7 protein-coding genes, 1 tRNA gene and 1 pseudogene are annotated in these 11901 nt (G+C 71.2%); 7 read left to right on the top strand and 2 right to left on the bottom strand.

Annotation, left to right across the window (positions count from 1 at the left end; translation table 11 throughout):
* Positions 1-161: 161 nt before the first annotated feature.
* On the bottom strand, positions 162-629 hold the full coding sequence (locus IE277_RS25520) for a GatB/YqeY domain-containing protein (protein WP_189956024.1): 468 nt from the start codon (positions 627-629) through the stop codon (positions 162-164).
* Between the two features lie 127 nt (positions 630-756).
* Here IE277_RS25520 and IE277_RS25525 point away from each other — a divergent pair, with 127 nt between their 5' ends.
* From IE277_RS25525 to IE277_RS25535, 3 genes are all read left to right on the top strand, one after another.
* Positions 757-1680, top strand: coding sequence for a metallophosphoesterase (locus tag IE277_RS25525; RefSeq protein ID WP_189956025.1), 924 nt, complete (start codon positions 757-759; stop codon positions 1678-1680).
* A 146-nt stretch (positions 1681-1826) separates the two neighbouring features.
* Positions 1827-2585, top strand: a complete 759-nt coding sequence (locus IE277_RS25530) for a Pr6Pr family membrane protein (RefSeq protein WP_189956026.1) — start codon at positions 1827-1829, stop codon at positions 2583-2585.
* A 66-nt stretch (positions 2586-2651) separates the two neighbouring features.
* A tRNA-Pro gene (locus tag IE277_RS25535) sits at positions 2652-2725 on the top strand.
* Positions 2726-2807: 82 nt separating this feature from the next.
* On the opposite strand, the pseudogene IE277_RS25540 reads toward IE277_RS25535, so the two are convergent.
* Positions 2808-3119, bottom strand: a pseudogene (locus IE277_RS25540) (site-specific integrase); the annotation flags it as partial.
* Between the two features lie 92 nt (positions 3120-3211).
* Between IE277_RS25540 and IE277_RS25545 the strand changes: the two are divergent.
* From IE277_RS25545 to IE277_RS25560, 4 genes are read left to right on the top strand one after another with little or no spacing between them, the layout of a single operon-like run.
* The gene (locus IE277_RS25545; protein WP_189956027.1) at positions 3212-4876 is read left to right on the top strand and encodes a TIGR02677 family protein; all 1665 of its coding nucleotides are present in this window, start codon (positions 3212-3214) and stop codon (positions 4874-4876) included.
* A complete protein-coding gene (locus IE277_RS25550) occupies positions 4873-6198 on the top strand; it encodes a TIGR02678 family protein (RefSeq protein ID WP_189956028.1) in 1326 nt (441 codons plus the stop codon). Before IE277_RS25545 ends, IE277_RS25550 begins: the two co-directional genes overlap by 4 nt.
* The gene (locus tag IE277_RS25555; protein ID WP_189956029.1) at positions 6195-10433 is read left to right on the top strand and encodes a TIGR02680 family protein; all 4239 of its coding nucleotides are present in this window, start codon (positions 6195-6197) and stop codon (positions 10431-10433) included. Before IE277_RS25550 ends, IE277_RS25555 begins: the two co-directional genes overlap by 4 nt.
* On the top strand, positions 10430-11701 hold the full coding sequence (locus IE277_RS25560) for a TIGR02679 family protein (RefSeq protein ID WP_229881953.1): 1272 nt from the start codon (positions 10430-10432) through the stop codon (positions 11699-11701). Before IE277_RS25555 ends, IE277_RS25560 begins: the two co-directional genes overlap by 4 nt.
* The last annotated feature ends 200 nt before the right edge of the window (positions 11702-11901 follow it).

The raw sequence follows: 11901 nt of genomic DNA on the forward strand, positions 1-11901 counted from the left end.
CGGGGAAATCGAACTCATCCCTGGCGACCTCTCCCGTCCCGGTCCGACGGGGCACGCGTACGGCGGCGGGGCCGCACCCTGAAGTGAGGGGTGCGGCCCCGCCGCCGTAGTGCTTGGCAGGGCCCGGGGTGTGGCCTCAGCCCTGGACCCTGGGTGTGGTCTCAGCCCTGGAGCAGCTTCTTCACCACGGCGGCGACGCGGCCGCCCTCGGCCTGGCCGGCCACCTTCGGGTTCACGATCTTCATGACGGCGCCCATGGCCCGCGGCCCCTCCGCGCCGGCCGCCTTCGCCTCTGCCACGGCCTGGGCGACGATCGTGTTCAGCTCGTCGTCGGACAGCTGCTTGGGCAGGTACTCGGCGAGCACCTCGCCCTCCGCCGTCTCCCGCTCGGCCGACTCGGCGCGACCGCCCTGCGCGAAGGCCTCGGCGGCCTCCCGGCGCTTCTTCGCCTCACGGGTGATCACCTTGAGGACCTCGTCGTCGGAGAGCTGCCGCTTCTCCTTGCCCGCGACCTCCTCCTTGGTGATCGCGGCGAGCGTCAGCCGGAGCGTCGAGGAGCGGAGCTCGTCGCGCTCCTTGATCGCGGCGTTGAGGTCGTCCTGCAGCTTCGACTTGAGCGTGGTGGTCATGGAGTCGATTGTCGCAGGTGCACCACGGCGAACGCCCGCAGATTTAAGGGAGGGCAGGTTGAGGAGGGCAGATTTAGGGGAGGGCGGCCGGTCTCGTCGTACCGCCGGGGTCTGACACGATGGACGTATGCGCGCGCGATACGGAGTACCCCTGGGAATCATGGCGGCAGGCGCCGCCGGACTGGCGTACGCGGCGGGTTTCGAGGCCCGCTCCTTCCGCCTCCGACGGGTGACGGTCCCGGTGCTCCCGCCGGGCATGCGACCGCTGCGCGTGCTCCAGGTCTCCGACATCCACATGGTCAGCGGCCAGCGCAAGAAGCAGCGCTGGCTGCAGTCGCTGGCGGGCCTGCGCCCGGACTTCGTGATCAACACCGGCGACAACCTGTCCGACCCGGAAGGTGTCCCGGAGGTCCTGGACGCGCTGGGCCCGCTGATGGAGTTCCCGGGCGCGTACGTCTTCGGCTCCAACGACTACTACGGCCCCAAACTCCGCAACCCCGCCCGCTACTTGACGGAGAAGACGAGCGGCCGGCACGGCCTGAACGGCAACAAGCCGGCCGTGGGCGCCATCCACAACCCGTGGGAAGACCTGCGCGACGGCTTCGACACGGCGGGCTGGCTGAACCTGACGAACACCCGGGGCGTACTGAAGGTCGAGGGCGTCTCGATCGAGCTGACGGGCCTCGACGACCCCCACATCAAGCGCGACCGCTACGCCCAGGTGGCGGGCGGCCCCTCCGGCACCCACGACTTCTCCTTCGGCGTGGTCCACGCCCCCTATCTGCGCACCCTGGACGCGTTCACCGCGGACGGCTACCCCCTGATCCTGGCCGGCCACACCCACGGCGGCCAGCTGTGCATCCCCTTCTACGGCGCCCTGGTCACCAACTGCGACCTGGACACCGACCGGGTGAAGGGCCTGTCCACCCACCTGGCGGACGGCAACACCTCCTACCTCCACGTCTCCGCGGGCTGCGGCACCAACCGCTACACCCCGGTCCGCTTCGCCTGCCCCCCGGAGGCGACGCTGCTGACGTTGATGGGCCGATAGCCGACGGCCGACGGCCGACAGCCCCGACGGACGGGGAGGAGAAGCTCCGGGTCGAAGCGTCGTAACCCACCCGGACCAAGCCAGGCCGTAACCCACCCGGGCTAAGCCAAATGGCCGCCCTCCTCCCCCGCTCCTAGCGTGAGGGCATGACCGCCCCGATACCCAGGGACATCCCGGAGCTCCCCGCGGTCCCGGGCCCGCCTGTGCTGCTGCACGCCCCGGTCCCCGCCACGGCAGTGGTGGCGCCGGTCCGCCGCCCCACGGTCGCGCTGCTCCGCCTCCTGACCGGCTCGGTAGCGGTCTTCGGCGTGGCCCTGGAGCTGCTGCTGGCCACCCCTACCCGCGCCCTGAGCTACTTCAGCGTCCAGGCGAACCTCCTGCTGGCCGTCGTCATGCTCCTGTCGGCGTGGCGGGCACAGCGGGCCCGCCGCCCGCTGCCGTCCGCCGTGACCGGTGCCACACTTCTCTACGTCGTGATCACCGCGCTCGTCTATCACCTGCTCCTGGCCCACACGACGCCACCGTTCTCCATGACCGGCGCGGCGACGGCCCCGGTGCGCTGGCACGCGCAGTGGGCGACCCTCCAGATCCTGCACACGATCACGCCGGCGGCCGCCGTGCTGGACTGGCTGCTGCTGACGCCCGCGGCCCGCCTGCACCTGCGCCAGGCGGCCACCTGGCTTCTGTACCCCCTGGCCTACCTGATCTTCACCCTGGCCCGGGCGGTCTTCCTCGCGCCCTCGAACCCGTCCCGCTACCTGTACCCCTTCCTCGACGTGGCCGCCCACGGCTACCGCAGCACCCTGGCCAACGCCCTCCTCCTCGGCCTCGCGATCTACGCCCTGGCCGTCCTCCTGGTAGTCATCGACCACACCCGCCCCACCCCGGTCCGCCGCCGCGTCTAAACCGGATTTCGTCTACAGCCACCAGTGGGCTAAAGTAAACGTCGTCGCCGCGGGAAGCAGCGACATCGGGGTGTAGCGCAGCTTGGCAGCGCGCTTCGTTCGGGACGAAGAGGTCGTGGGTTCAAATCCCGCCACCCCGACGCTGGTCAAAGGGTCAATCGCGTGATCGCGATTGGCCCTTTGTCGTGCTCGGGGGCCAAACAGGGGGCCAAACGAATTTGATCAGGCCACCGCGTCGCCCTCTTCCCCGCCCTCCGTGTCCTCCTCTTCCTGATCTGCGGCGAAGATATCGTCCATCGCTTCGGCACCCTGTGTGATCACGGGTCGGAGCTGCCTGGTCCGGCGGCTCTTCCTGGTCTTGGTCTCACCGTGCTTGCGCACCGAGCGCCATACCGCGACGTGAGGCGGGATGCCGTCCGTCGTCTCCAGGAAGACGTGATCCCAGGCGAGGGGCCGCGCCTCCTCCGTGCGCACACCGCTGAGGAGCGAGAGCCCGAGGTAGGCGTACAGCCGTGCCGGACGCGCGGCGGCGAGTTTGGGTTCGTACGGGGAAGCCTGGCACACGTCCGTGGCATTTTCGGCCACCCACCGGCGGACGCCCGGCTGCGCCGCGTAACCTCACGGGCATGGGGGCATCAGCATCCGGTGCAGGTCAGGACGCCGATGAGGAGGCGCGGCGGCGGCTGGACGCGTACGTGTATCTCAGTGCGCCCGAGCGGCTGGAGCACGTCGCGATCATGCGGGTTTTCTGCGGAACGCTGCTGGCGGATCTTGCCGTCCCGGACATCATGGCGAAGCTGCGTCAGAGCAGTGGTTCCGCCGCGGGGCTCGACGCCGACACTCTCACGGTCCGGCTGGAACAGCTCGTGAACTGGGGAAACCTGCTGCGCAGCAGTCACACGGTGAAGGCGTCCAGCATCAGCGAGTACCAGCGTTCGCGCTCGCGCTACCAGCTGTCGAAGCTGGGCGAACGCATCCAGCGGGACGCCGACGGGGTCCTGGCCGAGGCCGACGCCGCCCGTGAGGTGAGCAACGAACTGTTGGCCCTGGTCGAGCGGGGGCTGCGGGAGCTGGCCGGCCTCGTGACCGCGCCGGGCGGTATCGAGCCGCAGGCCGGACTGGAGCGGGTCAGCACGCTGTTCGTGCAGTTCACCGAGTTCGCGGACTCCATACGCGACTTCTACGCCTACCTCGGCCAGGTGCTGTCCCGCTACGACCTGGACAGCGCCGAGTACCAGGGCTTCAAGGAGCTGCTCCTGGACTACGTCGAGGCGATCACCGAGGACGTGGCGTTCCGCGCACCCCGGATCTCGGAGGCGCTGGACACCCTGTGGCCTCATATTCCGGCCCTGCTGGTCCGGCTGGACGCCCACGCCCAAGGGCTCACCGGGCTGTCCGGGCTGTCCGCACAGAGCGAAAGCCGCACGGAAATACGGGTCCAGCGCAGCCGAGGCCGCGAGCTCGCGGACTGGGAGGGCTTGCGCGGCTGGTTCAGGGACACCGACGGTCAGGGCAGCCAGGTCGACCAGCTGCGGGACGCCACCCTGCGCGCGTTGCAGTCGCTGCTCGCCAACGCCAAGCGGATGCTGCGGTCGGCCACCGGGGAGATGTCCCGGCGTAAGGATCTGCTGCGGTTGGCCCGCTGGTTCGAGGAAGCGGCGCCGCAGGACGCGCACGACATCGCCGTCGCCGCTTTCGGTCTGTACGGAGCCCGTCATCTGGGCATACCCCCCGCCGCCGACGAGGTGGTGCCCGCCTACACGAGCTGGTGGACCGGTCCGGTGGTCGAGGTGCCGGTGGCCCTGCGGGAGAGGGGCAGCCGTGCTCAGCGGGGCCGGGCCTCCTCGGTGGAGGACCACTCCGCGCAGAAGGAGCGGCTGCGGGAGGCCGCCCGGGAGCGAGCGGCGGCCAGGGCAGCGGCGGCGGACGAACTACGCAGCGCGTCGGGCCGGTTCGCGGACGTACGCCTCACCTCGGCGGCGCTCGGGCTGCTCCTGGAGCTACTGGCCACGGCGCTCGGAAACGCTCAGCTCAGGAGGCTCGCCGACAGGGACGGGGAGGGAGAGGGAGAGGGAGAGGGGACTGCGGGCTTCGTCCTCGACGCGGCGCGCGGCGAGGACGCCGAACTGGGCATCCGGCTCACCGTGATCCGGACGGCGGGCGCGCGGACGGTGCTGTACTCGGCCGACGGTGACCTGCTGCTGGACGACCTGGAGCTGGACATCAGCCGTACCGCCGCCGCGGTCGACGGTGAAGCCGCCGGCGATGAGGCTGAGGTGAGCGTGTCATGACCCTCCCCTCGGCTCACGACGTGGCCCTGGCCGCCGAACGCCGTACCGCCGCCCGGCTGCTGCTGGCGCACCCTCTGGTCGCGTCCGACGGCCCTCATGCCGACCTGTTCCCGCTGATCCGCAGGCACGCCGACTGGCTGGGCAAACGGTTCCAGCAGGTGCTCGGCTATCGCCTGCTGGTCGACAGCTCCTTCGCCCGGCTGTTCAAGACGGGACTGGGGGCGGGTTCGGGTCATCGGCTGGAGCGCTCCACCGGCACCCCGTTCACCCCGCACACGTACGCCTGCCTCGCGCTGGCCCTGTCCGTGCTGGTGACCGCGCCCGAGCAGATGCTGCTGTCGCACCTGGTCGCCGACATCAGGGCTGCTGCCGCCGACGCGGGGATCGAGCTGGAGGAGACGGGCCGGGCGGCCGGGAAGCGGACCCTGGTCGCGGCTCTGCGTCAGCTCGTCGGGTGGGGTGTCCTCATCGAGACCGAGGGCCAGGTGGCCGCGTTCGCGCAGGAGGCGGGCGGGGAGGCCCTGATCACGGTGGACCGGGAGCTGGCACGTGTGGTCGTGGCCGGCCCGCTCGCGCAGGCCGGGGACGGCGCCGATCTGGTCCGGCGGGCAGCGGACCCGGGTTTCGGCGGACCGCGCACCTATGTGCGTCGGATGCTTGTCGAGACACCTGTCGTCCACCTCGACGAGCTGACCGACGCCGAGCGTGACTGGCTGCGTACCCGGCAGCGCCGGGAAGCCCAGGCTTTCTCCGAACTGCTCGGCCTGGAGATGGAGATCCGTGCCGAGGGCGTGGCGCTGGTGGACCCCGAGGAGGAGCTGACGGATCTGCACCTGCCGGGCACCGGGACCATCGCACAGGCCGCGCTGCTGCTGGTGGAACGGCTCGTGGAGCGGCTTCGGCCGCAGGAACCGGGGCATCCGTCGACCGGCGGGACGCTCGTCATCGGCGTGGCCGTCCCGGACCGCCTGGTGGACGAGGTGCTCGCCGAGCTCATCGCCGAGTACGGGCAGCGCGGCAACTGGCAGCGCGGCTACCTGGAGGACCTCCCCGCCCTGCGGGAGGCCGTCCTGGACCTGCTGGTCCGCATGCGGCTGATGGCTCGCGCCGGGCGGCTGCGCTCCAAGGGCGAAGGGCTGCCGGAGGGGTACGTCGAGGAGGCGCCGGAAGGACGCACGGTGACCGATGTCCATGGCGCACGGCCCGGCGGCGACGGCTGGGTGCTGCTTGCCGCGGCGGCGCGCTACGCCACCCAAGTCACGGTGCGCCCGACCACCGCAGCCGGCAAAGGCACGGACGTTCAAGAGGAGTTGCCGCTATGACCACCGACGCGCGTGGCCTCGTTCCGTTGCCGCGTTCCGGCCCCGCGACGACCACCGGCACCCGCTTCCGGCTGCACCGGGCGGGCATCCAGAACGTCTGGCAGTACGACGCCCAGGAGTTCTCCTTCGGCGACGGACGGCTGCTGCTGCGCGGCAAGAACGGCGCGGGAAAGTCCAAGGCCCTGGAGATGCTGCTTCCGTATCTTCTGGACGGCGACTCCCGGGCACTGGACGCGACCGGCACCGGCCGCACCACGCTCGCCTGGCTGATGCTGGACGGGTTCGAGCAGACCAACCGTCTCGGGTACCTGTGGGTGGAGTTCCGGGGCACGGCCGAAGACGGCGGTCACTGTTTCCTGACGCTCGGTGTCGCCGTCCGTGCCTCGAAGTCGACGCAGAAGGCGCTGCCGACGTTCTTCGTCACTCCGCTGCGGATCGGCGAGGATCTGCACCTGGTCGAGGGCGGAAAGCCGCTGCCGGTCGACCGGCTCAAGGAGATCGTCGGCTCCGACAACACGACCGAGCGTGCGGTCACGCACCGCGCCCGGGTGGCCCGGGACCTGTTCGGCATCACCGACGCGACGCGCTACCGCAACCTCACCCAGCTCCTTCACCGGCTGCGGCGCCCCACGGTCGGGGACCGCGTCGAGCACGGGGGCCTGGCCTCCCTGCTGAGCGAGACCCTGCCGGGGCTCGACGAGGACGTGGTCGAGAAGGTGGCGCGCAACCTGCACGACCTCGACGCCGTACGGGACGAACTCGGCCGCCTGGAACGCACCGATACGGCACTGCGCACGTTCCTCACCGGTTACCGCGGCTACCTGGCCGGAGTCCTGCGCACCTCCGCGCAGCAAGTCGGCCACGAGCTCGGCGTCCTCGCGCAGCGGCGCCGGGCGGCCGGAGACGCCGCACAGCGGACGAGCGACCTGCGGACGCAGGAGGAGGAGTCGGAGGGCCGGCTGGAGACCCTGCGCGAGGAGGAACAGACAGCCAGGACCGACCTCGCCGCCCTGCACGCCAGCCACGCCTACCGCAGCCTGCGCGAACTGTCGGAACGCCGCGGCACGGTGGAGGCGCTGCACACCGCCGCCGAGGCCGCCTTCACCACCCTGCGCAACGCACACGACGCGGAGGAGAGTACGGCGGAGCGGCTGGCCGAAGGGGTCGAACACCTCGGGAGTCGGCTGGCCGAACTGGGAACCGAACACAGAGAGCTGCTGGCACAGGCGGAGAAAGCCGGGCTCCCCATCGGTCATCTCGGCGAGGCGGTGGCCCTGTCACGCACCGTCCTCTCCCAGTCCGTCGAGACGGAGTTGACGACTCCGGACGGGGAGACGCGCGCCGTACGGCACCGGTCGGCGGCCCGCGCGGACACGGCCACCACGCGGGAAGGGCTGCGGTCCTGGCAGAACCAGCTGGAGGACGCCGAGACGGTCGCGAAGAACCGGGCCCGGATGGTCCAGGAAGTGAACCGCCTCATCTCACGGGCGGACGCGGCCCGCGCCGGAGCGGCTCAGGCCGATGCCGAGCGGGAACGGCTGGAGGGCGAGGCGGAAGAGGCAGCCGGCCGTCTCGACATCAGCCGCCAGAACGTGGCCGGGGAGAGCGGCGTCTATGCGGGCAGTGTCGCCGAGTGGACCGCACAGACCCGGGCCGAGCTGGGGCCCGGGTGCCCATCGCTGGACGCTGTCCATGCCGCGGTCAGCCACGAAACCTCAGCCGACGCGCCGTTCGCGGACCGCACGCTGCCGCCCGACATCGACAGCCAGGCGCGGCGAACCGCTCAGGCCGCACTCGAACCGTACGGCGAGGAACTCACCGGACGGCGGGACGCACTGGCGCTGAACGTCGGCCAACTCGACGAGGAACTCGGCCGCCTGACAGAGCAGAAGCGGGAGTGGGAGCAACGTACCGACCCTGAGCCGCCGGCTCCGCACCACCGCGTCGCCGCGAGGACGACAGGCAGCGGAGCGCCCTTCTACCGGCTCGTGGACTTCACGGACGGCCTGGCGCCGGCCGACCGGGCCGGTCTGGAAGGGGCCCTGGAGGCGAGCGGAATCCTGGACTCGTGGGTAGGCGCGGACGGTGTTCTTCTCGACCCCCGCACCCAGGACACCCTCCTCCAGCCCGGCCCCGCGCTGTCCGACGGACCGACTCTCGCCTCGGCCCTGCGCCCGGTCCCTGAACCTGGTTGCGGGGTCACGTCCGAGCAGGTAGGTCGTCTGCTCGCGACCATCGCACTCGCACCCCCACAGGAAACATCTGCTCACAACTCGCTGTTCTACGACGGCAGTTGGCGTCTGGGTGTGCTCAGCGGCCGTCACGACAAGGGCGACACCGAGTACGTGGGGGCCGCCGTACGCGCCGAGACCCGCCGGCGGATCCTCGCCGAGCTGGAGGAGCGGACCGCGCAGACGGAACAGCGGCTGGCCGGCGTCCGCGAGGAACTCGCCGCAGCCGATGCCATGCGTCGGACTCTCACGCTCGCGGAACGGGGCTTCCCCAGGGCACGGGGGCTCGCGGACGCATGGAGCAGGACCGAATCAGCGGAGAGGGCACTGCGTGACCTGACCGCCAAGGCGACCCGGGCGGCACGGCTGGCCGAGGAGGCCCGCGCTCTCGCGGTATCGGCGCGTGCCGAGGCGGACGCCACCGCGACCGCCCACGATCTCCCCGGCGACCCCGATGCCCTGGACCGCGTACGCACCGCACTGGCTGCCCTGCTCAGCGGTGTCGGGCATCTCCGCAGGGCCGTCGGCGGCACGGGCGAACGGCTCGGCACGCATCAGACGGATGCCGAACGGTACGAACGTGCCCGAGAGGATCGCCTGGCCGCGGAGGAGAGCTACCGGGTCCGTCTCGCCGGACTGCGCACCGCTGAGCAGGATCTGCGGACCCGCGAGGAGGCCATCGGGTCGTCCGAGGAGGAGATCCTCACCCGCGAGCAGGAGACCAGGCAGCGCGTCGCGAACGCCGTCCGCGCCCTGCCTGGAGCGCAACGAGCCCGCGACGACCTCCACGACCTGCGCGTACGCGCGGAAGAGGACGAGAAGCGGCTGCGCGAGACCCTGGCGGACCAGGAGACGGCCGTCATCAACACCGGCGGCACTCTCCGCGGTGCTCTCGGCCGACCCGAGGTGGTGCTCGGCGCCGGCCTCGACCGGTCCTCGCTCCCCGGGTACGTGTCGGACGACCCCGGCGCGGACGTCCGCAGCCGTCTGCGCGCGCTGCGGGCCCTCGCCGAAGCCGTGGAGCAGGCCCTCGGCCGTCCGAAGGACGAGGTGTCGGACAGCACCCTGCTCAACCGGCACACCGAACTGCGCGACCAACTGGCCGGCGGCTACGACGCGCAACTGGAGGAACGCGACGGCATCAAGGTGTGCCGCCTGGTCGACGACCACGGATCCCATGACGTCGCGGCCGTGGGCGAGCGGATCGCGGTCCAGGCGGCGGAGGCCCGGGGACGGCTCACCGAGCGCGAACGCGAGGTGTTCCAGCGGTTCCTGACCGGCGAACTCGGCGACCACCTCTCGGCACAGGTCATCACCGCGGCGAACCTGGTCGCGGCCCTCAACGACACCCTGCGGACCGTGCGCACCTCCCACGGTCTCGGTGTCGAGCTGCTGTGGAAGCTGGACGAGGACGTGGACGCTGACGTCCGGGCAGCCGTGGAACTGCTGCGCAGTCCGTCGAGCCTCCGGACGCGCGAGGAGACCGAGCAGCTGCGCGAAGTCCTGCAACGCCGGATCGAGGACGCCCGACGAGCCGATCCTTCAGCCGGTTACGCCGCCCATCTGCGGACCGCGCTGGACTACCGCGACTGGTTCCGCTTCCGCACCTTCGTGGTCGAGGACGCGGCTCCGGGCCGCCGTAGGAAACTGACCGGCCGGACCGGCCTCAGCCAGGGCGAGCAGCGGGTCCTCTCCTACCTCGTGCTCTTCGCCGCGGCAGCAGCCCACTTCACCAGCCTCGCCGAGTCGGCACCGCACGCGCCACGCCTGATCCTCCTGGACGACGCCTTCGCCAAGGTCGACGAACCCACCCACGGCCGACTGGGCCGTATCCTCGTCGACCTCGATCTCGACTTCGTCCTCACCAGCGAGCGGCTCATGGGCAACTGGCCCGAGGTTCCGTCCCTGCACATCTACGAGTGCCTCCGTGACCCCCATGTGCGCGGGGTGGCCACCCTGCACTACACCTGGAACGGCCGCCACCGGCGTCTGGTGTCCATGTGAGCGCACTGCCCTCCGCGACGCGCGAATGGCTGACGGGCCCCGGGCTCACCCGGCTCTGGGAGAGCGTACGCAAACGCCTGGAGAGCAACGGCGTACAGGCCACCGGCTCCCTTAGGCTCACCGCGATGAACCCCCAGGAACGCAACGACCTGTCGCTCCTCCTGGGCAAAGCCCTCACCGGTGCCACCGTGACGGTACGGCTCGACGTCCTCGACGCACGGCTGCGCGCCTCGGCCGCCGGACTCGGGCTCATACAGACCCTGGAGGCGCTCGGCCCGCCCCTCACCGACCGCCGTGCCGCCCGCGCGGACGCGACGGCACGGCGGGAACAGGTGTGGTCGTCCCTCGCTTCGTCACTGGCCGCCTCCCCGCTCGCCGGCCAGGAATGGCCCCGGCAGTGGTACGACCTGTTGCGCCGGGCCGGCGTTCCGCGCGGAGTGACACCCGCAGCGGCGGTGTGGACACTCCAGCAGGCGGTCCAGGTCCTCACCACCCTCCTCGGACCCGAGCGGGGCGGCGTACGCGGCCGAGGTGAACTCGCCGCCATGGCGACCGGCTCCGCGCACGGCCTGGACGACGGCACATGGCTCGCACGCCTCGTCCAACGCGGGGTCGCCCTCGCCCATGGCACCGAGTTCCCCAACGACGCGGCCGGCCGACGCGCTCTGTGGCGGCTGGTGTCCGTCACTCCGGACGAGGTCTCCAGCACGGTGCTGACGTACGGGCTGCGGCCCGACGGCGGAGGCTGGCGGGAACGTGCCCTCCGGGAGCGGGCCGAACATCACGCAGAAACCCACCTCACGCCGCGCGACCTGCACGCCCTGCGGCTGCGACTGCCCGCCGGAACACTCATCCACATCTGTGAGAACCCACGTGTGGTCGAAGCCGCGGCTGACGCGGCCTGCGTCCGGCCCCTGGTGTGCACGTCGGGTAGCGCCGCCACGGTGGTCTTCACACTTCTGGACGCCCTCGCCGCCACGGGCTGCCGCTTCGCGTACCACGGCGACTTCGACTGGCCTGGGATCGCTCTGGCCAACCGGGTCATCCGCCGCTACGAAGCCCGGCCGTGGCGCATGGGCACCGCGGACTACGAGCACCTGGCCGCGCGCAGTCAGGCCGAGGGCATCCCTCAACTGGCCCTCGACGGCCAACCGGTCAGCGCGGACTGGGACCGGGATCTCGCCCCTGCCATGACCACCCTCGGCGTGGCGCTTCATGAGGAGGCGACCCTCGATCTCCTGGTGGACGACCTGTCACACCAGGCGTAGGGACGTCGGCGCCGTCCCGGGCCCCGGAAGGCGCCTGGAAGCCGACCCGCTCCCGAAGCCCCTCCTTGCGCTTGCCCTTCTTCCTGGCCTGTTTTCTGCTTGCTATCGCCCAGAACGGTGCCCGGCTTCCGAGTCTCCGCCGAGGGCACGTGCGTATAGACCTCCATCGTCACGGCGATCTCGGAGTGACGGAGGATCTG

This window comes from Streptomyces alanosinicus (assembly GCF_014650595.1).
Lineage (GTDB): Bacteria > Actinomycetota > Actinomycetes > Streptomycetales > Streptomycetaceae > Streptomyces > Streptomyces alanosinicus.

Bases quoted from the DNA above. Each gene is read 5' to 3' on its own strand.
- IE277_RS25520 (WP_189956024.1), bottom strand. From the start codon at position 629: ATGACCACCACGCTCAAGTCGAAGCTGCAGGACGACCTCAACGCCGCG.
- IE277_RS25525 (WP_189956025.1), top strand. From the start codon at position 757: ATGCGCGCGCGATACGGAGTACCCCTGGGAATCATGGCGGCAGGCGCC.
- IE277_RS25530 (WP_189956026.1), top strand. From the start codon at position 1,827: ATGACCGCCCCGATACCCAGGGACATCCCGGAGCTCCCCGCGGTCCCG.
- IE277_RS25545 (WP_189956027.1), top strand. From the start codon at position 3,212: ATGGGGGCATCAGCATCCGGTGCAGGTCAGGACGCCGATGAGGAGGCG.
- IE277_RS25550 (WP_189956028.1), top strand. From the start codon at position 4,873: ATGACCCTCCCCTCGGCTCACGACGTGGCCCTGGCCGCCGAACGCCGT.
- IE277_RS25555 (WP_189956029.1), top strand. From the start codon at position 6,195: ATGACCACCGACGCGCGTGGCCTCGTTCCGTTGCCGCGTTCCGGCCCC.